Annotated in this window: 22 protein-coding genes and 1 riboswitch; of the genes, 11 read left to right on the forward strand and 11 right to left on the reverse strand. The window is 69.3% G+C overall.

Features of this window, described 5'->3' with window-relative positions:
* Positions 1 to 4 precede the first annotated feature (4 nt).
* Both AB3X07_RS11310 and AB3X07_RS11315 read left to right on the forward strand, forming a co-directional pair.
* Positions 5 to 445 (forward strand): cytochrome c-type biogenesis protein, encoded by a 441-nt coding sequence (locus AB3X07_RS11310; protein WP_369944589.1) that lies wholly within the window; start codon positions 5 to 7, stop codon positions 443 to 445.
* A complete protein-coding gene (locus AB3X07_RS11315) occupies positions 439 to 1,098 on the forward strand; it encodes a tetratricopeptide repeat protein (protein WP_369944590.1) in 660 nt (219 codons plus the stop codon). The genes AB3X07_RS11310 and AB3X07_RS11315 overlap by 7 nt, the downstream gene beginning before the upstream one ends.
* Positions 1,099 to 1,232: 134 nt before the next feature.
* On the opposite strand, the gene AB3X07_RS11320 is transcribed toward AB3X07_RS11315, so the two are convergent.
* A complete protein-coding gene (locus AB3X07_RS11320; RefSeq protein ID WP_369944591.1) occupies positions 1,233 to 1,592 on the reverse strand; it encodes a response regulator in 360 nt (119 codons plus the stop codon).
* A gap of 192 nt (positions 1,593 to 1,784) precedes the next feature.
* A complete protein-coding gene (locus AB3X07_RS11325; RefSeq protein WP_369944592.1) occupies positions 1,785 to 2,570 on the reverse strand; it encodes a hypothetical protein in 786 nt (261 codons plus the stop codon).
* Positions 2,571 to 2,901: 331 nt separating this feature from the next.
* Between AB3X07_RS11325 and AB3X07_RS11330 the strand changes: the two genes are divergently transcribed.
* The 3 genes from AB3X07_RS11330 to AB3X07_RS11340 are packed head-to-tail and all read left to right on the forward strand — an operon-like array spanning position 2,902 to position 5,191.
* Positions 2,902 to 3,249, forward strand: coding sequence for a DUF3649 domain-containing protein (locus AB3X07_RS11330; RefSeq protein WP_369944593.1), 348 nt, complete (start codon positions 2,902 to 2,904; stop codon positions 3,247 to 3,249).
* Positions 3,246 to 4,862: a PepSY-associated TM helix domain-containing protein gene (locus tag AB3X07_RS11335; RefSeq protein ID WP_369944594.1), complete on the forward strand. Its 1,617-nt coding sequence runs from the start codon at positions 3,246 to 3,248 to the stop codon at positions 4,860 to 4,862. The genes AB3X07_RS11330 and AB3X07_RS11335 overlap by 4 nt, the downstream gene beginning before the upstream one ends.
* On the forward strand, positions 4,859 to 5,191 hold the full coding sequence (locus tag AB3X07_RS11340) for a DUF3325 domain-containing protein (protein ID WP_369944595.1): 333 nt from the start codon (positions 4,859 to 4,861) through the stop codon (positions 5,189 to 5,191). The genes AB3X07_RS11335 and AB3X07_RS11340 overlap by 4 nt, the downstream gene beginning before the upstream one ends.
* A 16-nt stretch (positions 5,192 to 5,207) precedes the next feature.
* Here the strand turns inward: AB3X07_RS11340 and crcB are convergent, their stop codons facing one another.
* The gene (gene crcB, locus AB3X07_RS11345) at positions 5,208 to 5,627 is read right to left on the reverse strand and encodes a fluoride efflux transporter CrcB (protein WP_369944598.1); all 420 of its coding nucleotides are present in this window, start codon (positions 5,625 to 5,627) and stop codon (positions 5,208 to 5,210) included.
* Between the two features lie 110 nt (positions 5,628 to 5,737).
* Positions 5,738 to 5,808, reverse strand: a riboswitch (Fluoride riboswitch).
* Position 5,809: 1 nt separating this feature from the next.
* Entirely contained in the window at positions 5,810 to 7,183 is a 1,374-nt protein-coding gene (locus AB3X07_RS11350) for a replication-associated recombination protein A (RefSeq protein ID WP_369944599.1), read from the reverse strand.
* Positions 7,184 to 7,326: 143 nt separating this feature from the next.
* Between AB3X07_RS11350 and dmeF the strand changes: the two genes are divergently transcribed.
* On the forward strand, positions 7,327 to 8,466 hold the full coding sequence (gene dmeF, locus AB3X07_RS11355; RefSeq protein WP_369944600.1) for a CDF family Co(II)/Ni(II) efflux transporter DmeF: 1,140 nt from the start codon (positions 7,327 to 7,329) through the stop codon (positions 8,464 to 8,466).
* An 80-nt stretch (positions 8,467 to 8,546) separates the two neighbouring features.
* On the opposite strand, the gene lolA is transcribed toward dmeF, so the two are convergent.
* The 3 genes from lolA to AB3X07_RS11370 all read right to left on the reverse strand — a co-directional run bounded on the left by lolA (position 8,547) and on the right by AB3X07_RS11370 (position 13,634).
* Positions 8,547 to 9,173, reverse strand: coding sequence for an outer membrane lipoprotein chaperone LolA (lolA, locus tag AB3X07_RS11360; RefSeq protein ID WP_369944601.1), 627 nt, complete (start codon positions 9,171 to 9,173; stop codon positions 8,547 to 8,549).
* Positions 9,174 to 9,246: 73 nt separating this feature from the next.
* Positions 9,247 to 11,124, reverse strand: a complete 1,878-nt coding sequence (locus tag AB3X07_RS11365) for a DUF3857 domain-containing transglutaminase family protein (protein WP_369944732.1) — start codon at positions 11,122 to 11,124, stop codon at positions 9,247 to 9,249.
* A gap of 155 nt (positions 11,125 to 11,279) precedes the next feature.
* Positions 11,280 to 13,634: a DNA translocase FtsK gene (locus AB3X07_RS11370; RefSeq protein WP_369944602.1), complete on the reverse strand. Its 2,355-nt coding sequence runs from the start codon at positions 13,632 to 13,634 to the stop codon at positions 11,280 to 11,282.
* A gap of 289 nt (positions 13,635 to 13,923) precedes the next feature.
* Between AB3X07_RS11370 and trxB the strand changes: the two genes are divergently transcribed.
* From trxB to AB3X07_RS11385, 3 genes are read left to right on the forward strand one after another with little or no spacing between them, the layout of a single operon-like run.
* Positions 13,924 to 14,892: a thioredoxin-disulfide reductase gene (gene trxB / locus AB3X07_RS11375; protein WP_369944603.1), complete on the forward strand. Its 969-nt coding sequence runs from the start codon at positions 13,924 to 13,926 to the stop codon at positions 14,890 to 14,892.
* 4 nt (positions 14,893 to 14,896) lie between these two features.
* Positions 14,897 to 15,793, forward strand: a complete 897-nt coding sequence (locus AB3X07_RS11380) for a hypothetical protein (RefSeq protein WP_369944604.1) — start codon at positions 14,897 to 14,899, stop codon at positions 15,791 to 15,793.
* Complete coding sequence (locus AB3X07_RS11385) at positions 15,793 to 16,914, forward strand: GNAT family N-acetyltransferase (protein ID WP_369944605.1); 1,122 nt, start codon at positions 15,793 to 15,795, stop codon at positions 16,912 to 16,914. The genes AB3X07_RS11380 and AB3X07_RS11385 overlap by 1 nt, the downstream gene beginning before the upstream one ends.
* Positions 16,915 to 17,014: 100 nt before the next feature.
* Here the strand turns inward: AB3X07_RS11385 and AB3X07_RS11390 are convergent, their stop codons facing one another.
* Positions 17,015 to 17,626, reverse strand: a complete 612-nt coding sequence (locus tag AB3X07_RS11390; RefSeq protein WP_369944606.1) for a hypothetical protein — start codon at positions 17,624 to 17,626, stop codon at positions 17,015 to 17,017.
* 118 nt (positions 17,627 to 17,744) lie between these two features.
* Entirely contained in the window at positions 17,745 to 19,019 is a 1,275-nt protein-coding gene (locus AB3X07_RS11395; protein ID WP_369944607.1) for a DsbA family protein, read from the reverse strand.
* An 87-nt stretch (positions 19,020 to 19,106) separates the two neighbouring features.
* Here AB3X07_RS11395 and aat point away from each other — a divergent pair, with 87 nt between their 5' ends.
* Together aat and infA are read left to right on the forward strand one after the other, a co-directional pair.
* Positions 19,107 to 19,847 (forward strand): leucyl/phenylalanyl-tRNA--protein transferase, encoded by a 741-nt coding sequence (gene aat, locus AB3X07_RS11400; protein WP_369944608.1) that lies wholly within the window; start codon positions 19,107 to 19,109, stop codon positions 19,845 to 19,847.
* An 84-nt stretch (positions 19,848 to 19,931) separates the two neighbouring features.
* Entirely contained in the window at positions 19,932 to 20,150 is a 219-nt protein-coding gene (infA, locus tag AB3X07_RS11405) for a translation initiation factor IF-1 (RefSeq protein WP_004425677.1), read from the forward strand.
* Between the two features lie 133 nt (positions 20,151 to 20,283).
* On the opposite strand, the gene clpA is transcribed toward infA, so the two are convergent.
* Both clpA and clpS read right to left on the reverse strand, forming a co-directional pair.
* Positions 20,284 to 22,566 carry an ATP-dependent Clp protease ATP-binding subunit ClpA gene (gene clpA / locus AB3X07_RS11410; protein ID WP_369944609.1) on the reverse strand — a complete coding sequence of 761 codons (2,283 nt, stop codon included), beginning with the start codon at positions 22,564 to 22,566 and terminating at the stop codon, positions 20,284 to 20,286.
* 123 nt (positions 22,567 to 22,689) lie between these two features.
* Positions 22,690 to 23,010, reverse strand: coding sequence for an ATP-dependent Clp protease adapter ClpS (clpS, locus tag AB3X07_RS11415; RefSeq protein WP_369938735.1), 321 nt, complete (start codon positions 23,008 to 23,010; stop codon positions 22,690 to 22,692).
* Positions 23,011 to 23,018: the final 8 nt, after the last annotated feature.

The raw sequence follows: 23,018 nt of genomic DNA on the forward strand, positions 1-23,018 counted from the left end.
GCCCATGCCGTGGCAACGGCTGCTGCTGTTGCTGCTGTTCGTGCAAGCACTGCCGGCGACGGCGCAGGCGGTGGACCCGCTGCCGTTCCGGGACCGGCAGCAGGAACTGCGCTTCCAGCACCTGACCGCGCAATTGCGCTGCCTGGTCTGCCAGAACGAGAACCTGGCCGACTCCAACGCCCCGCTGGCACGCGACCTGCGCCACCAGGTGTTCGCGCAGGTGCAGGCCGGCCGCAGCGACGCGCAGATCAAGCAGTACATGGTCGATCGCTATTCCCAGTTCGTGCTCTACGACCCGCCGCTGGCGCCCGGCACCTGGCTGCTGTGGTTCGGCCCACTGCTGTTCCTGCTGGTCGGTGCGGCGATGGTGGCGGCCACGTTGCGGCAGCGGCGCCGCGCCGGCGCGGCGGCGACCGCGGACGTGGAGGCGGAAGACGCATGGTGACCGCCGGCTTCTGCATCGCCGCCGTGGCCATGGTCGGCGTCGCCCTGGGTGCGTTGCTGTGGCCGCTGCTGCGCCGGCAGCGGAACGCGGGCGGACCACGCCGCGCCGTGGCGGCACTGCTGGCGGTGGCGCTGCCGCTGGCCAGCGCGGGCCTGTATCGGCTGGTCGGCGATCCCGCCGCGCTCGCCGGCGTCCCCGTGCAGGCCGCGCCGGCGCCCGACCCGGACGCGACGGCGCTCGCCCTGCAGCGATGGCTGGATCAAGCCGATGCCGCGTTGCAGGCAAAGCGCAGCGCCGAAGCGCGCGATGCCTACGCACAGGCGCTGCGGATCGCACCGGACGATAGCGACGCGACGCTCGGCTGGGTCGAGGCGGACATGGCCCAGCAGCCCGGGCTCGCCGTCGGCGCGACCGCGCGCGGCATGCTCGAACGCCTCCTCGCGCAGCAGCCGGACAACCAGCGTGCGCTGTGGATGCTGGGCATCGGCGAGTTCCAGCAACACCGCTACGCCGAAGCCTCGGCGCACTGGCGGCACCTGCAATCCCTGCTGCCCGCTGCGTCCCCGCTGCGCGAAGCGGTGGCGCAGAAGATCTCCGCGGCCGAGACGATGGCCGCGGCGCCCGCCACGCCGACGCTGCCGGTGAAGCATTGAATCGCGCTTGTCGCCAGCGGCCGCATCAGCGCGGCGCGCGGCGATTGCGCTTGCCCATTGCGGACCCTGCCGCGACCGGCGTATGCAGGCGAAGCCGATCGCATCCTGCCGCACGGGGCAACGCCGAACACCGTTCAGAGCACGGCCTGGATCTTGCGCTGCAATGTCTCGCCGTTGAAGGGCTTCTCGATGTAGCCATCCGCCCCCGCTTCCTTGAGGGCGATGATGTCATCGCGCCTGTCGTCGGCGACCACCATGATGAATCGGGTGCGGTACAGCGCGCGGTCCGCGCGGATTTCGCGCAGCAGCTGCAATCCGGTCATCGGCTGCATGTTCCAGTCGCACAGCACCAGGCCGATCCTGTCCGCCCGCAACGCGGCCAGCGCCGACGCGCCGTCGGCGGCCTCGGCCACGTCGTCGTAGCCGAGCCGGTTCAGCAGGTTCTGGATGACCCGCCGCATGGTGCGGTAATCATCGACGATCAGAATCTTCATCCATCGCGTCTCCGTTGCCGTTGTGCCGCAGCCAGCGAAACGCGCATCCGACTCGGATGCACGCCGTAGGGTGCCACAAGCGACGGCAGCGGCGTAGACGCATCTGCGATCGTGCGGCCGCCGTGCACGGCGGCCGATCCCGCTTTCCTTCCCCCGCGACCATCTGCGCCGGGTAGCCCTGCCGGCCAACGGCTAGTAGCAGGTGCCTTTCACCGTGTTGCTCCACAGCGTGCCGGTCACGTCGCTGCCGGACTTGCGCCCGTCGTTGGCCGAAATCGCCACCGGCCCGGGATAGACGCAGATCGGGCCGGTATAGAAATCGAAGCCGCCGGCCGCGTTGGAGCTGCCCTGGCCGAAGACGTTCTTCAGCTTGTCGTCGACATAGCGGAAATACACCGCATGATTGGGCAGGAAGCAGCTGCCGTGCACGGTGAAGCCCTTGTTCGCCGGCGCGACCGAGATGCTCGGCGTGCATGCCGGTGCGGTGGCGGAGCACGACAGCTTGCCGTCGTTGTTCTCCGCCGACAGGCACTGCCCTTGCAGGAACAGCGCATTGGTCCGGTAGCCACCGCTCTTCTTGCGGCACATCGCATAGAGCACGCCCTGGGCGCGGAACACGTCGTCGCAAGTCTTGTTGGCCGATGCCGGCAAGCTCGACGCATAGGGTCCGCGATTGCATTTCAGCCGACCATGATCGTTGCTGAGATCGCCATAGCACAGGTCGGTGCGCTGGATGATGGTGTAGCGCCAGCTCTGGCTGGTGGCGCCGAAGAAGGTGAAGCCGCCGGTCTTGCAGTCGGCGCCCAACTGGGTACCGCTCATGTTCGCGTTCTTGCACGACTTCTGCCACGAACCGCCGGGCACCGGCGCCGCCTGGCTGTGGAAGGAAAGCAACAGCGCAAGGCACAGTGCGATGAGCGCGATGCAGGCACGCCGATGGAATGCACGACGGAACGTGACGGCGAAACATGTGTTCATGTGGAACGTCCTTGTGTTCGAGATGAGAGATTAGACGCGGGCACTGCTGCACGCGTTGGAGTCGCGGCAAGGCCGATCCCTGCTCGCAGCATCGGAAACGGCACCACCGCCGAGAACCGGCCATTCGATCTTCCGCATCCGCCGGCAGCGCGCGCACGCGGCATTGCGCGTCGCCGGGTTGCGAGCGCAGCGGCATGCCTGCATGCGCCGGCGCGGCGCAAGCGTTGCGCCGCAAAGATAGGAATGCGTATCATTAACTCGCTCGGCAGGCTCACTGCCGCCACGCTCCGCCTAGCCTGACGCCAAGCCGGTGCTTTCCAGACAGGCTTCCATGCATCCAGTCCCGCCAGCGCCTTTGCGCGATCCCCACCACGCAGATACGCCTGCCGCGCCGCGCCGTCCGCTGCCGCCGTGGCTGGGCGTGCTGTCGCGCAGCCTGGCGGCGATCCTCGGCGGCTACGCGCTGGCCGCGGCCACGTCCGCGCTGCTGCCGCTGCTGTGGCCGACGCTGCGTGCGCAGGCGGTGCTCAGCGGCATGATGCTGGGCATCCTGGTCTGTGCCTGCACCGCGCTGTGGGCGTTCGCCACGCGCAGCGCCGCGCGCGCCTGGCTCGGCATCCTGGGGCTGTTGACCCCGATGGCCCTGGCCATCGCCTGGCTGCAGCACCACGCGCCATGAAACAGGGATTCCGTCAATCGATGGCCTGGCTGCACACCTGGAGCGGCCTGCTGGTGTCGTGGGTGCTGCTGCTGATCTTCATGGCCGGCACCGCCAGCTACTTCCGCAACGAGATCAGCCGCTGGATGCGGCCGGAACTGCCACGCGCGCAACTCGCCACCGACGTGGTGGCCGCGCGCGCGGTGGCGCTGTTGCAACGCGAAGCCCCGCGGTCGCCGCAATGGTTCGTGTCGCTGGCCAACCCGCGCGCGCCGTTCACCGATCTGTTCTGGCGCAACCCGCCGCCGGCCGACGGCGCCCGCCAGAGCCGCAAGCAGATGTTCGGCAGCGCGCTGCTGGACCCGCTCAGCGGCGAGGCCAGCCAGACCCGCGACACCCGCGGCGGCGATTTCTTCTACCGCCTGCACTTCGACCTGCACTACATGCCGGCACTGTGGGCGCGCTATATCGTCGGTTTCTGCGCCATGTTCATGCTGGTGGCGATCATCAGCGGGGTGATCACCCACAAGAAGATCTTCAAGGACTTCTTCACCTTCCGTCCGGCCAAGGGCCAGCGCTCGTGGCTGGATTTCCATAACGCCAGCGCGGTGCTGGCCCTGCCCTACCACGCGATGATCACCTATACCGGGCTGCTCACGCTGATGCTGATGTACCTGCCCTGGAGTATCCGGACCGCCTACCCGGACGCCGAGCAGGCGTTCTATGCCGAGGCCTTCCAGGAGCCGCAGAACCTGCGCGAGGCCAGCGGCACGCCCGGACACATGCTGCCGATCGCGCAACTGCTGGACGTGGCGCGCCGCGAATGGGGCGCGCAGGCGCCCATCGCCGGCTTCACCGTGTACAACGCCGGCGACGCCGCCGCGGCCATCCAGATCCGCCAGGGCGACGGCCAACGCCTGGGCTACACCACGCCCTCGCTGCTGCTGGACGCGGCCAGCGGCCAGATCCTTGGCCGCAGCGGCGCGCTCGGCGCCGCCGCGCAAACCCGCAGCACCCTGTACGGCCTGCACCTGGCGCACTTCGCCGGGCCCTGGCTGCGTTGGCTGTTCTTCGGTTGCGGCCTGCTCGGCTGCCTGATGGTGGCCAGCGGCGCAATCCTGTGGGCGGTCAAGGAGCGGCCCAAGCACGCCAAGGCCGGCCGGATCGGCTTCGGCCTGCGCCTGGTCGACGCGCTCAACATCGGCACCGTGGCCGGGCTACCAATCGCCTTCGCCGCCTATTTCTGGGGCAACCGGCTGCTGCCGTTGCACCTGGAGGCGCGCCCGGAGCGCGAAGCGGCCGTGTTCTTCCTCGCCTGGGCGGCGGCCCTGGTTGCCGCCCAGGTGTGGCCGAAGCGAGCGATGTGGTCCTGGCAACTGTATGCCGGCGCGGCGCTGTTCGGCTTGCTGCCGCTGCTCAATGCCGTCACCACCGATGCGCATCTGGGCGTGAGCCTGCTGGCCGGCGACTGGGCGCTGGCCGGGTTCGACCTGGTCTGCCTCGCGTTGGGCCTGGCCCTGGCACTGGCCGCGCGGCGCATGCAACGCTGGCAGCCGCCGTTGTCGGCGGCCGAACGCCGCGCCCGCGAGCGCGGCGGGTCGACCAAGCCGGTCCTGGCCACGGAGGGCGCATGACCCTGCTCGGCCTGTGCCTGGCCTTCTCCGGCTTCGTCGCCCTGTGCCTGGGCATGGAAAAGCACCAGCTCGACCTGTACGGCGCACGCCGCGCCACCGCGCCGCGCCTGCGGCAACTGCAGGCGGCCGGCTGGCTGCTGCTGGGCGCGGCGCTCGCCTGCTGCGTGGCCGCGCGCGGCTGGGGCATCGGCCCGGTGCTGTGGGTGGGTTCGCTCAGCGCCAGCGCGGCCCTGCTGACCCTGGGCCTGTTGCCGTACCGGCCGCGGCTGATCGTGCCCCTGGCGCTGCTGGCGCCGCCGCTGGGCGTGGGCGCCGCCCTGCTGGGCTAAGCGCCCGCCCGGCCGCTCAGCGGGCGGCGGTCACCGCCGGCGGCCGCAGTTCCGCGGCGGTGCGCGCGCCGGCGAACACCAATGCCAGCCCCGCCACCAGGGTGATCGCCAGGTACAGCGGCACCATGCCGCCGCGCCCGTTGCGCAGGAACACCAGGCTTTCCATCATCAGCGAGGAGAACGTGGTCAGGCCGCCGAGCAGGCCGACGATCAGCAGCGCCCGCCAGTACGGCGCGCTGGCGCCCTTGCCTTCGATCCACACCAGCAGGAAGCCGCCGAAGAACGCGCCGACCAGGTTCACCGTCAGCGTGCCCCACGGGAAGCCGGCGCCGTAGCGCTGCAGCAGCGCGCTGCCGATGGCGAAGCGCAGTCCGGAACCGACCGCGCCGCCGGCCATGGCCAGCAGCAACTGCTGCCACCACATCGCGAAATTCATGGCTGCCTCCACGCGCTGGCGGGGTGACGTTGGCGGGCGAAACAGGCGGACATCGGCATCGTGGTCTCCAAAATGGGCGATGCCGGGGCACAGGCCTGCCGCCCCGGCGGGGGTGGGCAGGCATCATCAGCGCGCAGGTGCTGCGGGCGGTTCGAGGAGGAATGCCATCTCCTGAAACGCGATTATGCGCGGGGCGGCTTGGCCTTGTCAGCCCGCGCCTGCTCGCGCGCGGCGCGCAGGCGGTCGAGCTTGTCCTTGAGCTTGATCTCCAGGCCACGCTCCACCGGCCGGTAGTACACCCGCTCGCCCATCGCATCGGGAAAGCCGGTCTGGTCCAGCGCGATGCCGCCTTCGGCGTCGTGGTCGTACTGGTAGTCGGCGCCGTAGCCCAGGCTCTTCATCAGCTTGGTCGGCGCGTTGCGCAGGTGCAGCGGTACCTCCTGGGTGCCGCTCTCGCGCACCTCGGCCTTGGCCTGGTTGAACGCGGCATAGCCGGCATTGGACTTGGCGGTGCTGGCCAGGTACAGCACCAGTTGCGCGAACGCCAGTTCGCCTTCCGGGCTGCCCAGGCGCTCGTAGATGTCCCAGGCTTCCAGCGCCATGGACTGCGCGCGCGGGTCGGCCAGGCCGATGTCCTCGATCGCCATGCGGGTCAGCCGCCGCGCCAGGTAGGCCGGGTCGCAACCGCCGTCGAGCATGCGCGTGAGCCAGTACAGCGCCGCGTCCGGGTTGGAACTGCGCACCGACTTGTGCAGCGCCGAGATCTGGTCGTAGAACTGCTCGCCGCCCTTGTCGAAGCGGCGGGTGCGGTCGGCCAGCACCTGCTGCAGCGTCTGCGCGGTGATCTCGCCACCCTCGTCCTGGGCCAGTTCGGCGGCGATCTCCAGCAAGGTCAGCGCACGCCGCACGTCGCCATCGGCGGCACTGGCGATCTCCAGCAGTGCCGCGTCGGAGACCCGCAGCGCCTCCTCGCCCAGGCCGCGCTCGCTGTCGTGCAACGCCCGCTGCAGCGCCTCGACGATGTCCTGCGGCGACACCGACTCCAGCACATGCACGCGGCAGCGCGACAGCAGCGCCGAGTTCAGCTCGAACGAGGGATTCTCGGTGGTGGCGCCGACGAACAGGATGGTGCCGCGCTCGATATGCGGCAGGAACGCGTCCTGCTGCGCCTTGTTGAAGCGGTGCACCTCGTCGACGAACAGCACGGTGCGGCGCCCGTCGGCGAAACGCTGCGCGGCCTCGGCCAGCACCAGCCGCACCTCCGGCAGGCCGGACAGCACCGCCGAGATCGCCTTGAACTCGGCCTCGGCGTACTGCGCCAGCAGCAGCGCCAGCGTGGTCTTGCCGCAGCCCGGCGGCCCCCACAGGATCATCGAATGCACCCGCCCGGAGGCGACCGCGCGGCGCAGCGCGCTGGTCGGGGCCAGCAGGCGCTTCTGCCCGACCATCTCGTCGAGCGTGCGCGGGCGCATGCGCTCGGCCAGCGGGCGCATGGCCTCGCGATCCACGCTCAGCAGATCGGGAGTATCGGAAGCGAGGGGTCTGCGTTTGGCCATGCGCACATTCTACCGTCGCCGCCCGTGCACGCCGTGCCGCCGGGCGCGGCGGCCAAGGCGCCGATGCCGCCGCCGCCGCGCTTCGCGGTGCCGCCGCCGACGCTAGAATCGCGGCATCCCCTCCCCGCCCGGCCGACGCCGCCATGAGCCACCACGACACGCTGGACGCGTTCACCCATCACCACGATTTCCTCGGCGCACGCCATGAGCGCAATGCGCGTCGCACCTGGTCGGTGGTCGCGCTGACCGCGGCGATGATGCTCGTGGAGATCGTCGCCGGCTGGTGGACCGGTTCGATGGCGCTGCTGGCCGACGGCCTGCACATGGCCACCCACGCCGGCGCGCTGTCGCTGGCCGGCTTCGCGTACTGGTTCGCGCGGCGGCATCGGCACGATCCGCGTTTCAGTTTCGGCACCGGCAAGGTCGGCGACCTGGCGGGCTTTTCCAGTGCGTTGATCCTGGCCCTGATCGCGCTGGGCATCGGCGTGGAGTCGGCGCTGCGGCTGGCGCAGCCGGTGCGGATCGCCTACGACGAGGCCTTGTGGATCGCGGCGCTGGGCCTGCTGGTGAACCTGCTCAGCGCCTGGATGCTCGGCGCCGACCACCACCATGACCACCACCACGGTCATGGGCACGGACATGGTCACGGCCATGGCCATGGCCATGGCCATCACCACGATCGCCCGCATGGCCATGCGCATGCCGCCCCTACCGCGCATCGACATGGCCAACACGCGCACGGACACGGCGATGCGCATGACCACGATCACGGCGATCACGACGATCATGGGCACGGCCACACGCATGCGCACGCACACGTCGCCCCCGTGCAGGCGGGCGGCCACGACGGCCATGCCCACGCCGACCACAATCTGCGGTCGGCCTACATGCACGTGCTGGCCGACGCGCTGACCTCGGTGCTGGCGATCGTCGCGCTGCTGCTGGCCAAGTACCTGGGCTGGGCGTGGACCGATGCGCTGATGGGCATTGTCGGCGCCATCGTCATAGCGCGCTGGTCGCTGGCGCTGCTGCGCGACACCGGCGCGGTCTTGCTCGACGCCTCGGCACCGGCCGCCTTGCAGGCGCAGATCCGGGAACGCCTGGAACAGGACGACGAGCGCATCGCCGACCTGCACGTATGGCGGGTCGGCCCCGGCCAGCATGCGGCAATCGTGTCGTTGGTGACGCACCGGCCGCGCCCGGCGGCGTTCTACCACGCGCGGCTGCACGGCGTGGCCACGCTGGGGCATGTCAGCATCGAAGTGCAGGCCTGCCCGGACTGATACGCCGGCCGGCGCCGACGGCCAGGCGCCGGCGCGAGACCGCTCCGCCGCGGCCGAAGCCCGCGGCGGTTAGTGCCGGGTCAGTTGTCGCCGACCACGTCCACGCCCTTGTCCGGCACGTAGCGGAAGGTGCCGGCGGCGAAGCTCGGGTTGCGCTGCCAGCCGCTGAAGCGGATCTCGGTGCGCTGGCCGACCGCATCGACCACTTCCATCCGCGCCAGGCCGTTGCCGTCGAAGCCGAGCTTGGCGATCTGGAAGCTGGCCTCGGTGTCCACCTTCGGCGTCAGCGACAGCCATTGCAGGCCGTCGCGGGCCACCGCCTCCTCGCTGACGTCGTACTGGCGGTCCAGCTTGCCCGGATCGATCAAGGCGGTCAGCGGGCTGCTCTGCTCCTCGGCGCCCTGGGTGCGCACGGTGACCTGCTTGAGGTCCGGATCGTAGACCCAGACCTTGGCGCCGTCGGCGACGATCAGTTGCTCGTAGGGCTTGCGGTACTCCCAGCGGAACAGGCGCGGCGCCGACAGCGCGACGCGGCCGCTGGCGCTTTCCTTCAGCGTGCCCTTGCCGTCGTAGACCTTCTGCGCGAACTGGCCGTCCAGCCCCTTGAGCCCGCGGGTGAAGCTGGTGAGGTCCTCGCGGGCGCCGGCGAAGGCGCTGCCGGCCAGCAACGCGGTGGCGAGGACGGTATAGCGAAGTGTGCGAAGCATGCCGATGAGGTTCCGGATGGGATGGAGGAAGTGTGCCGGGGTCTTGCTGAATAGGCGATCAGACCCGCGCCGCTCAGTGACCGGTCTGCATGCGGCCGAGGTCGCCGTACAGGATCTGCCCGCGGAAGCCGCGCCGCACCTGCTGGTACAGCTCGCGGAACGCCGCGTAATCCTGCGGCTGGCACAGCGCCGCCGGGCCGTGGATCGCGCGCCGGTGCAGCGTGTGCGTGGCGGTCACCGTCTGCCCGTCGCGGACCCAGGTGGCGGTGTACTCGCCGGCCGCGTTGCGGAAGCGGGTGTCGGTCGGGATCGCGATGATCGGCACGCTGTCCGGGAAGGTCAGCCGGTAGGTCTCGCTGCGCGCGTTGTCGTTGCAGTAGAACGGGGTCAGGTTGCGCTCGGCCGAGGCGGTGCTGTAGACGCCGCGCACCGAATCGGCGCCGGGCATCAGCGGCAGGCTCATGCCGCCGACCACGCCGAAGTCGACGTAGTCGTCGGCGCGGAAGCGGTAGGCGTAGCCGAACGGCCGGCTCAGGTCCTGCGGCGCGCCCTGCAGCACCAGTTCGCCGCTGCCGTCGAAGCCGGACGTGGCGAGGATCGATTCCTCGATGCGGGTGCGGTTCTGCGCGTTGAGCTGCACGAACATCGTGCGCAGGCCGATCTCGCCGATCTGGCCGCTGTCCAGCCGGGTGGTGCCGCTCAGGCTGCCGTTGGCGGCGAAGCGGTAATCCGCCTCGGCCCGGTACAGGTTGACCCGCGCGTCGTTGGGCGTCGTGCGCGCCACCGTGCCGTCCGCGGTGTGCAGCACCGGCACGCCGAGATCGCCGGCCGGCAACTGGCCGAAGCGCGCATAGGGATTGGTCGAGTCCACGTACAGCTTGAACTCGGGCAGATAGGTGATGGCGTGGTTGAAGCGGCCAAGCACCGGCACGTCGGGCAGGGTCGGCCCGCCCTCGGCGCCGATCAGCACCGGCGTGCTGGCGATGCCCTTGGCCGCCAGCAGCGCTTCCAGCACCACGGTGTGGTCCTTGCAGTCGCCGTAATGGTTGTCGAGGATGCTGTCGGCGCTGTTCGGCTCCAGCCCGCCGTTGCCCAGGTAGACCGCGACGTAGCGGATGTTGCGCGCCACCCACTCGTACAGCGCCGCGGCCTGCGCGCGGCGGTCGCCGATGCCGGCGGTGATCTGCTCGGCGCGGGCGCGGACCTTGGGCGTGACCTGCGCGGCCACGCCGCTGCTGCGCTGGTAGGCCTGGCCCATCTGCGACCAGCGGCGGAAGCTGCTGGCCATGATGGTCGGGCTGAACTCCCAGGTCGCCGCCGCCCAGTTCTGGCTCTTCATCGGCTCGCGGCGGCTGTAGCGCCATTCCCAGCGCGCCTGGCCGCCGTCGATCGTCGGCGTGTCGCTGCCCTGCACGCCGCGCGTGTACAGGTGCATCGGCATGCGCCGCGGCGCGACCAGGGTGACCGTGGCGTCGTCGTACTGGGAGAACACGCTGAAGGTTTCCCACAGGCTGAAATAGCCGGGGAAATACGGCACGTTCTGGGTGCGCCGCACCCGGTACACCAGCCGCGTGCCCGGCATCAGGTTCGGGAACACCACCACCTTGACCTTGCGGTCGGCGTACATCGCCGCCGAGGCGCTGGAATAGCTTTCCTGGGTGTAGATCTTGTCGGCCGGCACGTCGTGGCGCAGCCCGTCCGGGGTGATCGCGTAGGCGGCCAGCACCTCCAGCGTCTCCAGCTTTTCGCTGTAGCTCAGCCGCACCTGGCTGAACTTGTCCACGCCGGCCTTGGTCTTGAGCAGCAGTTCGTACTCGTCGGTCTCCACGCTGCTGGCGTCGTCGCGCACTTCGTAGTCGGCGCGATAGCGCACGTAGCTGTAGTTGTTGGCGACCTCGGGCGTGGCGGTCGCCGCGCCCTGCGCCGCGGCGGCGGGCGCCGGCTGCGCCATGGCGGGGCCGCAGATCGCCGCCAGCAGCACGCCCCACCCCCACGCGGCGGTGCGGGGCGACGGCGACGCACGCCGGTGGTCGCCGGTCTCGCGCCCGCGGCCGCGCCGGGCGGCCGGCGCGGAGGCGAAGCGCACTGCGGGCGGCGACGGACGCGTCACTTCGGCGGCGGCGGCGCCAGCACGCTGCGGTCGCCGTTGTGTTCGGGCGGGCTGACCACGCCGGCGGCTTCCATCGCCTCGATCAGCCGCGCGGCGCGGTTGTAGCCGATCTTCAGCCGCCGCTGCACGCCGGAGATCGAGGCGCGGCGGGTCTCGGTGACGATGCGCAGGGCCTCGTCGTACAGCGGGTCGGATTCGTCGCCGCCGCCGCCGGCTTCGGGCAGGCCGGTGGCGCCGATCACGGTGCCGTCGCCCATGGTCTGCACCTCGTCCAGCACACCTTCGATGTAGTCGGCCGGGCCGCTGGCCTTGAGGTGCTCGACCACCCGGTGCACTTCCTCGTCGCTGACGAAGGCGCCGTGCACACGGTCGGGCATCGCCGTGCCCGGCGGCAGGTACAGCATGTCGCCGTGGCCGAGCAGGGTCTCGGCGCCGGACTGGTCGAGGATGGTGCGCGAGTCGATCTTGGAGCTGACCTGGAACGCGATGCGGGTCGGGATGTTGGCCTTGATCAGGCCGGTGATCACGTCCACCGACGGGCGCTGCGTGGCCAGGATCAGGTGGATGCCGGCGGCGCGGGCCTTCTGCGCCAGGCGCGCGATCAGCTCCTCGACCTTCTTGCCGACGATCATCATCATGTCGGCGAATTCGTCGATGAAGATGACGATGAACGGCAGCGTGTCCAGCGGCCGCGGCGCCTCGGCCAGGTCCGGGTTGGGCTTGAACAGCGGATCCATCAGCGGCTGCCCGGCGTCCTGCGCGTCCTTGACCTTCTTGTTGAAGCCGGCCAGGTTGCGCACGCCCACCGCGCTCATCAGCTTGTAGCGGCGCTCCATCTCCGCCACGCACCAGCGCAGGCCGTTGGCGGCCTCCTTCATGTCGGTGACCACCGGCGCCAGCAGATGCGGGATGCCCTGGTAGACACTCAGTTCGAGCATCTTCGGGTCGATCATCAGCATCCGCAGGTCCTTGGCCGAGGCCTTGTACAGCAGGCTCAGCACCATCGCGTTGACCGCCACCGACTTGCCCGAGCCGGTGGTGCCGGCGACCAGCAGATGCGGCATGCGCGCCAGGTCGGCCACGGTCGGGCGCCCGGCGATGTCCTTGCCCAGGGCCAGGGTCAGGTGGCTGGCGGACTTGTCGTACTCCTTGGAGCGCAGCAGCTCGCTAAGGTAGATCATCTCGCGGCTGACGTTGGGGATTTCCAGGCCGATCACCGACTTGCCCGGGATCACGTCGACCACGCGCACCGACTTCACCGACAGGCCGCGGGCGATGTCCTTGTCCAGCGAGCTGATCTGGCTGACCTTGATGCCCGGCGCCGGCTCGATCTCGAAGCGGGTGATCACCGGGCCCGGATAGGCGCCGACCACCTGCGCCTCGATGCGGAAGTCCTTGAGCTTGAACTCGATCTGCCGCGACAGGGTTTCCAGGGTCTCCTCGGAGTAGCCCTTGGCCTGCGGCTTGGGATCGTCCAGCAGCGCCAGCGGCGGCACCCCGGACGGATCGCCGCCGGTGCCGTGGAACAGCGGGATCTGCTGCTCGCGCTTGGCGCGCTCGCTCTTCTCTACCACCGGCGCCGGCGGCGGTTCGATCTTGACCGGCTCGCGCTTGGCGCGCACCTCGGCATCGACCTTGCGCACTTCCTGGCGTTCCTCGCGCAGCGCGCGGGTCTGCTGCCATTCGTTGGCCTGCTGGCTGCCGCGCCGGGCCAGCGCCGGCAGGGTCATCACCGCCTTGCCGATGCGCTCCATCACCGCGAACCAGGACAACCCGGTGGCCAGGGTGATCGACACCAGCAGCAGCACCAGCACGAACAGGTTGGCGCCGAGCGCGCCGAAGCCGGCGCCGACCGAGTTGCCGACCAGCTTGCCGAGGATGCCGCCGGCCGCGGCGACGTCGCCGGCGAACAGGCGCAGATGCAGCAGCCCGGTGGCGGCGATCAGGAAACCGACGATGCCGACCAGGCGCAACGCCGGGCCCAGGTCGGCCTCGCCGTCGCCGTCCTGATCCATGCCGAACAGCGCGATCCAGGAGATCGCACCGATCACCAGCGGCAGCAGGAACGCCACGTAGCCGAACAGTTGCAACAGCACGTCGGCGATCCAGGCGCCGAACTTGCCGCCCATGTTGTGCACCGGCGCGACCACGCTGCCGGTATGCGACCAGCCCGGGTCGGTCGCCGAATAGGTGGCCAGACTGGCCAGCAGGTACAGCAGCAGCGGCGCGATCGCGATCAGCGCCAGGTCGCGCCACAGCTTCTGCCGGCGCGGATTGGCCGCGGCGGCCTGCTTGCGTGCGGCCGCGTTGGCGCCCTGGGATTTGCCGCGTTCCGGAACCTGCTTCGCCACGCTCTGACCAGACCTTAGGAATACACCGTTAGTGATTGATAATAAACGAATCGGCCCGGCATTTCAGTAGGCGACGCCTGAACCGCTCCGGCGTCTTGCTCCAGGCACGTCGCGCCATGCGCGCGAACCTGTCGCAGCGGCATCGGGGACCCGCAGGCGTGGGCCGCGGGCCGCAGCGTTCTCGCCGCGCGGCTTGATTCATCCCAGGCCGGCCGCCACTCTATGCGACTTCGCCGGAGACCGCGCAATGCCGCGATCGGCCGCCATTTTCCCCTCTTCGCGAGTATACATGAGCCCCTCTGCCGCCAATTCCGCCAAGCATTCCCGCCTGCTGATCCTGGGCTCCGGCCCGGCCGGCTGGACGGCCGCGGTGTACGCCGCGCGCGCCAACCTCAAGCCGGTGGTGATCACCGGCCTGCAGCAGGGCGGGCAGCTGATGACCACCACCGAGGTCGACAACTGGCCCGGCGACGCCCACGGCCTGATGGGGCCGGACCTGATGGCGCGGATGCAGGCGCATGCCGAGCGCTTCGACACCGAAGTGATCTTCGACCACATCCACACCGCCGACCTCTCGCAGCGCCCGTTCAAGCTCAGCGGCGACAGCGCCGAATACACCTGCGACGCGCTGATCATCGCCACCGGCGCCACCGCCAAGTACCTGGGCATTCCCTCGGAAGAGGCGTTCAAGGGCCGCGGCGTGTCCGCCTGCGCCACCTGCGACGGCTTCTTCTACAAGGACCAGGACGTGGTCGTGGTCGGCGGCGGCAACACCGCCGTGGAAGAGGCGCTGTACCTGTCCAACATCGCCCGCAAGGTCTATCTGGTGCACCGCCGCGACACCCTGCGCGCGGAAAAGATCATGCAGGACAAGCTGTTCGCCAAGGTCGCCGCCGGCAAGATCGAGACTGTCTGGCACCACGCGGTGGACGAGGTGCTGGGCAACGAGGCCGGCGTGACCGGCGTGCGGGTCAAGTCCACCCTCGACGGCAGCACCCGCGACTTGGAGGCGCACGGCTTCTTCGTCGCCATCGGCCACCACCCCAACACCCAGTTGTTCGACGGCCAGCTGGCGATGAACAACGGCTACTTGGAGATCCGCTCCGGCCTCGGCGGCGCCGCCACCGAAACCTCGGTGCCGGGCGTGTTCGCCGCCGGCGACGTCGCCGACCAGCACTATCGCCAGGCGATCACCTCCGCCGGCTTCGGCTGCATGGCCGCGCTGGACGCCGAGCGGTATCTGGACAAGGGTGCCTGAGTCGATGACGAACCGCGCCGGCCGCTGCGTAGCTCTGGCGGCCGCCAGCCTGCTGCTTGCGGCCGGGCCGGCGCGCGCCGAACCCGCAGCCGCGCCGCCGTTGCGGTATGGCACGGTGGAAACGGCCCATATGACGTTGTGCATGCCGCCAGAGCAGGCCGACGTTCTGAGCGCACAGTTTGCTTCATCGCTGCTGTCTGGCGGCACCGTGGTGGATGCGCGCAGCATGGAGCTGGGGCGCATGATCAACAAGCAGTTGCGACAGGAAAGCGAAGGCACGCTGGTGAGCGCTGCGGCCGGGGATGCGCAGTCGCGCGCATACCTGGTGGGCATGCTCAGTGACTGCCTGCTGGCTGGTATCGACGTGATCCCTTCACGTCGCGAGCAAGCCCTGGCTTGGCTGCGGGAGGACGCCGCACGTGGCGACCCCGACGCGTCCGACACACTGGCGGTGCTCACCGCATTGGGCGCCGTCCCCGGCGGCGAGGCACAGGTGCGGAGCTTGCTGGCCGCGCGAGCCGGAGCCCCGTCGCCGTTCCCTGACGCAACGCCGACACTGGCAACCGCCTCTCCGCAGGCGCGAGCAGCGGCCCTGCAGCACATGACCCTGGCCTCGGCGCTGCTACGGCGGACGATGCGCACGTTCTCCACCGAATTGAGAACGAGCACATCCGACGAGGACGACACCCTGCACGTCGCCTACCGCCCCTGCCCCGGCCTGCTGGAACAGCGCGATCCGCCCCGTGCCGCCGTCTCGGAGCCTGCGCCCGGCATCGTGCGCTTGCGCGCACGCCTGGCCGTATTGCCGAGAGCAGGCCTGGACTGCGCCGAGCCGGCGGTCGCCGCGATCGTCCTGCCGCTGTCCTACTCGGCTCCCTCGCTCGTCACGCAGCCTTATTGATGACGACGATCCGTTGGCTGGACAGGCTCGACACGGTGCCCGCGATGGCCTGGGACGCGCTTCACGACGGCGGCAACCCGTTCGTCGCCCATGCCTTCCTCGCAGGCCTGGAACGCCATGGCTGCCTGCGCCCGGACTGGGGCTGGACGCCGCTGCATCTCACGCTATGGGACGGCGACGCCCTAGTCGCCGCCGCCCCCGGCTACCTGAAGACCAATTCCCACGGCGAATTCGTGTTCGACCATGCCTGGGCACACGCCTACGCGCGCTACGGCCAGGACTACTTCCCCAAGTGGCTGTGCGCGGTGCCCTACTCGCCGGTGACCGGACCGCGGCTGCTGGCGCGCGATGACGCGGGCCGGCAACGGCTGTTGGCCGCGATGCGGGCGCTGACCGAGGCTAGCGGCCTGTCCTCGGCGCACGTCAATTTCCACCGTGCCGAGGAGGATGCCGCGTTCGGCGCCGACTGGCTGGAACGCAACGACGTGCAGTACCAGTGGCACAACGACGCCGGCTGGGCCTGTTTCGACGATTACCTGGGCGCGATGGACCACAAGCACCGCAAGAACATCCGCCAGGAGCGGGCCAAGGTGCAGCGCGCCGGCATCGGCTTCCGGGTGGTGCACGGCGACGAGGCCAGCGCGCAGGACCTGCAGGCGATGTACGGCTTCTATCTGCGCACCTTCGACGACTACGGCAATTCGCCGGCACTGACCCTGGACTTCTTCTCGCATCTTGCACGAGAAATGGCCCGCAACTTTCTGATATTCCTTGCTATCAAGGATGGCGAGCCGGTCGCGGGCGCGCTCTGCCTGCGCGGCACCGACACCTTGTACGGCCGCTACTGGGGCGGCGAGCCCCTGCCCGGCCTGCACTTCGAGACCTGCTACTACCAGGGCATCGACTACTGTCTGCGCGAGGGCCTGACCCGCTTCGAGCCGGGGGCGCAGGGCCAGCACAAGATCGCCCGCGGCTTCCTGCCGCGGCTGGTGCGCAGCCGCCACTGGATCGCCGATCCCGGCTTCCGCGTGCCGCTGGCCGAGTGGTGCGCGCAGGAACGCGCCGAGGTCGAACAGCACGCCACCGCGCTGCTGCGACATTCGCCGTTCCGGCAGGATTGATCGCCTTTACGGCCGGTATCGCGCCGTGCCCTAGCCGAGTGCCGGCACGCTGCGGCGCCGGCCAGCGCTGTCCGGCCAGGCGCGCCTGGACGCGCCAATCTCAGTCGAGTACGAAGAACAGCCCATCCTGCAGGCACCAGCCCTCGCGCCGCACCAGGGCCTGCATATGCCTGCCGATCCGGTAGCGCGGCGTCTTGTAGGGCACTCCGTTCACCAGGCGATGGCACTTCACCGGCGCGGTGACGCTGTTCAACACCTTCCAGACCTGCGCGACCTGGCTGCTGATCGCGGTGCAAAGCGCCTCATCCTGATCCGTGGTGTTCCAGCGGATGGCCAGCGATGAAGCGCTCACTGACAGGAAGCGCGCGGGATAGGCGGAGGTGTCGACCGGACCGAAATCCCGTTCCGGGACGATCTCTTCCGGATACTTGGTGACGTAGTTGAACAGCAGCAGCCCCAGGGTGCGTTCTTGGCCGAAGGGAAGCAGGCTGCCGGCCTGCGCGACGAAGCCGTGTTGCTCGCCCAACGGGCAGGCCAGGGCTGAGTTCAGGTCCGCATACGGATGCATGGCGGCGCGGTCCTTCCCGACATGGCTGCACTGCCATTGGATGTCGGGAGAGGCCACAGCCAGCGCCTGGCTGAACGCCTGCACGTCCTCGGCTGCAAGCCACAGTTGCGAACCCTTGGTTTTCTGCCCTCCTTCCCAGCTCATTCCCAGCGCACTCCGATATTGGTAGACGATGCCGCACGCGCAGTCGCGCGTGGCGGACGATTGCCGCCCGCCACTCCGGACGCGGCTGGCAGGCGGCGACCGGTGGTGCGGCCGTGGATCAGGTGCATTGCCATTGATGCGCACTGATGGCGCAGGCATCGCACCAGAACGCGTACAGCATGCCCCCGCTGCCCCAGTACTGCGTATTGCCGCCCACGGTCGGCAGGATCGTGTCCAGTTGCAGCACGAAGCGCATCGGCGTCTTGCAGTCGCGACACTGCGGATAGCCCGCCCCCTGCACCCAACTCGGCGCGCCGCCCACCCGCGACAGGTTCTGCCGATTGTTGGCTTCGCCCCAGTCCTGCTGCTGCCAACGCAGGCTGTGCATGGCCGCCAGGCCGACCTCGGCCTCCATCAGGGGATCGTCCAGCGTGTCGAGCGCCGCCACGTCCTGGGCGGACGAGGCGCTTGCGGACGCGGGCAGGCCGTCCGCGCCGTGCCGGACGTAGTACACGTCCGGGCCATCGCCGCCATCGGTGCAGGCCTGGCAGAGACAGAGCGTGACCGTGCCGCTCGCGCCCTCCTGCAGGAAGCGGCGATCCAGTTCCAGCAGGCGTTGCAGCGGCGCATCGCAGTAGCCGCAGGCGATCCCGAGCGCGCCACCGATCCGCGCGCTGCCTTGCAGCGTCCCGCCCTGCCAGGTCGGGTGCAGGCGCCAGATCTCGCGCCGCCATTCCGGCTCGGCGTCCAGCTGTGCGCGCCATTGCGCCTGGCCGAAGCGCAGGTGCAACGGCTGCAGGCCATGCAGCAATCGCGGCGGCTCGGTGTCGCTGAGGCCCGCCCAGGGGATCCAGTTGTGCGCATTCAGACCATCCCGGTCCAGCAGATAGCGGCGGGCGATGGCCACGGTGTCGGCCTGCGCGGCCAGCAGCAGCGCCTGGCCGCGCGACACCTCGCCGGCATCGTCGGCGGCGCGCAGGATCTCGGCCCAGCGCGCCGCGACGGCGGCCGGTAACGCGCGCCAGACCGAAGGTGCCAACTGCGCCTCGCCGTCCGCGAACGCCTCCAGCAGCGCCTCCCAATCGTCTTGCAGCGTCTGCGGCGCCTGATAGCTGGCGAACTCCACCACGCGCACCACCAGCGGCGCCGACTCGCCCTCGCGATAGCGGCGCCAGGCCTCGGCGCAGACCGGCGCCAGCGCCGCATCCGGCAGCAGATCCAGGGCCACGTCCAGGTACGCAGTGGTCGGCGAGCCACGCTGCAAGGCGAGCAACAGCAGCGCGCCCAGTTGATCGGGATGGTCGGCGGCCAGCGCCAGGATCGCCGCCAGGCTCCGATCCTGGCTATGCCGCGCGTCGTGCAGATCGAGAATGGCGGAAACGGACGTGCTCACGGGACTCCTTGTCGGCGACGGCGCGCTAGTGTGCGCGAGCGGCGCGGCGGACTCCAAGCGCCGCGCGGCGCCGCCTACAATGCGCGCATGACCCGCCCGTTGCCGTGGCGCCTGGCCGCCGCGCCCGACGCGCCCTTCCCGCCCGCAGAAACCGCGCTGCGCGACCCGGACGGGCTGCTCGCCGTCGGCGGCGACCTGCATCCGCAGCGCCTGCTCAATGCCTACGCCGGCGGCATCTTTCCGTGGTTCAGCGAGGGCGAGCCGATCCTGTGGTGGTCGCCGGACCCGCGCATGGTGTTCCGCACCGATGGCGTACGCCTGTCCAGCCGTTTCCGCCGGCAGTTGCGCCACAGCGCCTGGGAGGTCAGCGCAGATACCGCGTTCGTCGAGGTGATGCAGGCCTGCGCCGCCGCGCCGCGTCCGGGCCAGGACGGGACCTGGATCATCCCGGCGATGGTGGACGCCTACAGCCGCCTGCACGCGATGGGGCATGCCCATTCCATCGAAGTGTGGGACGGGGCGGACCTGGTCGGCGGCATCTATGGCGTCGCCCTCGGCACGATGTTCTTCGGCGAGAGCATGTTCAGCGGCGCCAGCGGCGGCTCCAAGGTCGCGCTGGCGGCACTGGCCGCCCTTCTGCGCGGCTGGGGCTGGACGCTGATCGATGCCCAGGTGGAAAACCCGCATCTGTTGCGGATGGGCGCCAGCCACCTGCCCCGTGAGGACTTCATGGCGCACGTGCGCCAGGCGGTGCGCCAGCCCGGCCGTCCCGGCCCATGGACGGCTGCGGCGGGACGCCTGGCAGCGGCCAGTCTGGCCGGGTCCTAACGCAAACTTTGCATGCGGCCGCGCGGGCGAGTAAAATCCCCGCTCTTAGGCCTCCGTGGCCGCACGCGAATCGCACAGGAATACATGTCGAAAGACGACTCCATCGAATTCGAAGGCACCGTCAGCGAGACGTTGCCCAACACCACCTTCCGGGTCAAGCTGGAAAACGGGCACGAGATCATCGCCCACATCTCCGGCCGCATGCGCAAGAACTACATCCGCATCCTGACCGGCGACCGGGTGAAGGTCGAAATGACCCCGTACGACCTGACCAAGGGCCGTATCACCTACCGCATGAAGTGATCGCCCCACGGCGGTCATAGGAAAGGCGGCCATCGGCCGCCTTTTCGTCTTCATCCTCGGTGCCATCGCCAGGCGACTGCAGGGAACTGCAGCCGCCTTTCGTCGTGCCTGACGCCCTGGCGCGTCGCCCGGCTCACTCCACCGTCGCCGGCAGCAGCCGCTCCGGCTCGGCCTGGGTCTCCACCACCAGCTCGCCGTCGCGCACGTCGATGGTGACGCGGCCGCCGCCGACCAGCTTGCCGAACAGCAGTTCGTCGGCCAGCGGACGCTTGACCTTGTCCTGGATCACCCGCGCCATCGGCCGCGCGCCCATCAGCGGGTCGAAACCGTGCTGGGCCAGCCAGTCGCGCGCGGTCGGGGTCGCCGACAGCGACACGTGCTTCTCCTGCAGCAGCATCTCCAGTTCGATGATGAACTTGTCGACCACGCGCAGGATGTGCTCGAACGCCAGCGGCTGGAACTGCACCACCGCGTCCAGGCGGTTGCGGAACTCCGGGGTGAAGCTGCGACGGATGGTCTCCATCGCGTCGGTGGAATGATCCTGCTTGGTGAAGCCGATCGAGCGCCGCGAGGCCTGGGTGGCACCGGCATTGGTGGTCATCACCAGGATCACGTTCTTGAAGTTGGCCTCGCGCCCGTTGGTGTCGGTGAGCACGCCGCGGTCCATGACCTGCAACAGGATGTTGAAGATGTCCGGGTGCGCCTTCTCCACCTCGTCCAGCAGCAGCACGCAGTGCGGGGTCTTGACGATCTTCTCGGTCAGCAGGCCGCCCTGGTCGAAGCCGACGTAGCCCGGGGGGGCGCCGATCAGGCGGCTGATCGAATGCGGCTCCATGTACTCGGACATGTCGAAGCGCACCAGTTCGATGCCCAGTTGCAGCGCCAGTTGCTTGGTCACCTCGGTCTTGCCGACGCCGGTGGGGCCGGAGAACAAGAAGTTGCCGATCGGCTTTTCCGGATTGGCCAGGCCCGAGCGCGCCAGCTTGATCGACGACGCCAGGGTCTCGATCGCCGGATCCTGGCCGAAGATCACCATCTTCAGGTTGCGCTCCAGATGCTGCAGCACGTCCTTGTCGGTGGCGCTGACCTGCTTGGCCGGGATCCGCGCCATCTTGGCGACGATGGTCTCGATCTCCTCGATGTCGATCAGCTCCTTGCGCTGGCCTTCCGGCAGCAGCCGCTGGCGCGCGCCGGCCTCGTCGATCACATCGATCGCCTTGTCCGGCAGCAACCGGTCGCCGATGTGCTTGACCGACAGGTCCACCGCCGCCTGCAACGCGTCGTCGGCGTAGGTCACGCCGTGGTGCGCCTCGTACTTGGGCTTGAGGCCCTGCAGGATCTCGAAGGTCTCGCCCACGGTCGGCTCGACGATATCGATCTTCTGGAAACGCCGCGCCAGCGCCCGGTCCTTCTCGAAGATGCCGCGGTATTCCTGGAAGGTGGTCGAGCCGATGCAGCGCAGCTCGCCCGAGGACAGCGCCGGCTTGATCAGGTTGGACGCGTCCATGGTGCCGCCCGACGCCGAGCCGGCACCGATGATGGTGTGGATCTCGTCGATGAACAGCACCGCGTTGGGTACCTTCTTCAGCGCGGTCAGCACTCCCTTGAGACGCTTCTCGAAATCGCCGCGGTACTTGGTGCCGGCGACCAGCGCGCCCAGGTCCAGCGAGAAGATCACCGCGTCGGCCAGCACCTCGGGCACGCTGCCCTCGACGATGCGCTTGGCCAGGCCTTCGGCGATCGCGGTCTTGCCGACGCCGGCCTCGCCCACGTACAGCGGATTGTTCTTGCGACGGCGGCACAGCACCTGGATGGTGCGCTCGATCTCGTCGGCGCGCCCGACCAGCGGGTCGATGCGGCCGTTGCGTGCCTGTTCGTTCAGATTGGTGGCGTACTCGGCCAGGGCGTCGCCCTTGGGTTCGCCGTCGCCGCCCTCGCCCTTCGGCTCGCCTTCCGGCGGGGCCGGGTGCTCGCCCTCCTCGCCCAGCTTGGCGATGCCGTGCGAGAGATAGTTGACGATGTCGAGCCGGGTGATGTCCTGCTGGTTCAGGAAATACACCGCATGCGAGTCCTTTTCGCCGAAGATCGCGACCAGCACGTTGGCGCCGGTGACTTCCTTCTTGCCCGAGGACTGCACGTGGTAGACGGCCCGCTGCAGCACCCGCTGGAAGCCCAGGGTCGGCTGCGTGTCGCGGCCGTCGTCCTCGGCCAGGCGCGACACCGAGGCTTCGATCGCCTGCTCCAGTTCGCTGCGCAAGCGCTCGGCATCGGCACCGCAGGCCTTGAGCACCGCCTGCGCCGAAGGATTGTCGAGCAATGCCAACAACAGGTGTTCGACCGTCATGAATTCATGGCGGGCTTCCCGGGCGCGCTTGTAGCACTGGCCGATGGTTTGCTCGAGATCTTTGCTGAACATGGTTCACTCCGACGTCTGATGCCAACAATATGCGGCTTGAGTTGCGAATTTCCACAACCCTATCGGATCAGTGTGTTCAGACCGCGTTAGTCCGGGCAGACCGGATACCGACGCTTCCCACTATCAGGCTTTTTCCATCGTGCACAACAGGGGATGCTGGTTCATTCGCGAAAACTCGTTCACCTGAGCTACCTTGGATTCAGCCACCTCGCGGGTATACACCCCGCACACGCCGCGGCCGCGGGTATGCACGTGCAGCATCACCTGCGTGGCGCGCTCCAGGTCCAGGGAGAAGAACTGCTGCAACACGGTCACCACGAAATCCATCGGGGTGTAGTCGTCGTTCAGCAGCAGCACCTGGTATAGCGGCGGGCGGGCGACCTCCGGCTTGCCGGTCTCCACCATGACGCCGTGATCGTGTTCTGAGGAATTCTTGCGAGGCATGCGTTCAA

Origin of the sequence: Xanthomonas sp. DAR 35659, assembly GCF_041242975.1 — a bacterium.
In the GTDB taxonomy this organism is placed as follows: Bacteria; Pseudomonadota; Gammaproteobacteria; order Xanthomonadales; family Xanthomonadaceae; genus Xanthomonas_A; species Xanthomonas_A medicagonis.

Bases quoted from the DNA above. Each gene is read 5' to 3' on its own strand.
- AB3X07_RS11310 (WP_369944589.1), top strand. From the start codon at position 5: ATGCCGTGGCAACGGCTGCTGCTGTTGCTGCTGTTCGTGCAAGCACTG.
- AB3X07_RS11315 (WP_369944590.1), top strand. From the start codon at position 439: ATGGTGACCGCCGGCTTCTGCATCGCCGCCGTGGCCATGGTCGGCGTC.
- AB3X07_RS11320 (WP_369944591.1), bottom strand. From the start codon at position 1,592: ATGAAGATTCTGATCGTCGATGATTACCGCACCATGCGGCGGGTCATC.
- AB3X07_RS11325 (WP_369944592.1), bottom strand. From the start codon at position 2,570: ATGAACACATGTTTCGCCGTCACGTTCCGTCGTGCATTCCATCGGCGT.
- AB3X07_RS11330 (WP_369944593.1), top strand. From the start codon at position 2,902: ATGCATCCAGTCCCGCCAGCGCCTTTGCGCGATCCCCACCACGCAGAT.
- AB3X07_RS11335 (WP_369944594.1), top strand. From the start codon at position 3,246: ATGAAACAGGGATTCCGTCAATCGATGGCCTGGCTGCACACCTGGAGC.
- AB3X07_RS11340 (WP_369944595.1), top strand. From the start codon at position 4,859: ATGACCCTGCTCGGCCTGTGCCTGGCCTTCTCCGGCTTCGTCGCCCTG.
- crcB (WP_369944598.1), bottom strand. From the start codon at position 5,627: ATGAATTTCGCGATGTGGTGGCAGCAGTTGCTGCTGGCCATGGCCGGC.
- AB3X07_RS11350 (WP_369944599.1), bottom strand. From the start codon at position 7,183: ATGGCCAAACGCAGACCCCTCGCTTCCGATACTCCCGATCTGCTGAGC.
- dmeF (WP_369944600.1), top strand. From the start codon at position 7,327: ATGAGCCACCACGACACGCTGGACGCGTTCACCCATCACCACGATTTC.
- lolA (WP_369944601.1), bottom strand. From the start codon at position 9,173: ATGCTTCGCACACTTCGCTATACCGTCCTCGCCACCGCGTTGCTGGCC.
- AB3X07_RS11365 (WP_369944732.1), bottom strand. From the start codon at position 11,124: ATGGCGCAGCCGGCGCCCGCCGCCGCGGCGCAGGGCGCGGCGACCGCC.
- trxB (WP_369944603.1), top strand. From the start codon at position 13,924: ATGAGCCCCTCTGCCGCCAATTCCGCCAAGCATTCCCGCCTGCTGATC.
- AB3X07_RS11380 (WP_369944604.1), top strand. From the start codon at position 14,897: ATGACGAACCGCGCCGGCCGCTGCGTAGCTCTGGCGGCCGCCAGCCTG.
- AB3X07_RS11385 (WP_369944605.1), top strand. From the start codon at position 15,793: ATGACGACGATCCGTTGGCTGGACAGGCTCGACACGGTGCCCGCGATG.
- AB3X07_RS11390 (WP_369944606.1), bottom strand. From the start codon at position 17,626: ATGAGCTGGGAAGGAGGGCAGAAAACCAAGGGTTCGCAACTGTGGCTT.
- aat (WP_369944608.1), top strand. From the start codon at position 19,107: ATGACCCGCCCGTTGCCGTGGCGCCTGGCCGCCGCGCCCGACGCGCCC.
- infA (WP_004425677.1), top strand. From the start codon at position 19,932: ATGTCGAAAGACGACTCCATCGAATTCGAAGGCACCGTCAGCGAGACG.
- clpA (WP_369944609.1), bottom strand. From the start codon at position 22,566: ATGTTCAGCAAAGATCTCGAGCAAACCATCGGCCAGTGCTACAAGCGC.
- clpS (WP_369938735.1), bottom strand. From the start codon at position 23,010: ATGCCTCGCAAGAATTCCTCAGAACACGATCACGGCGTCATGGTGGAG.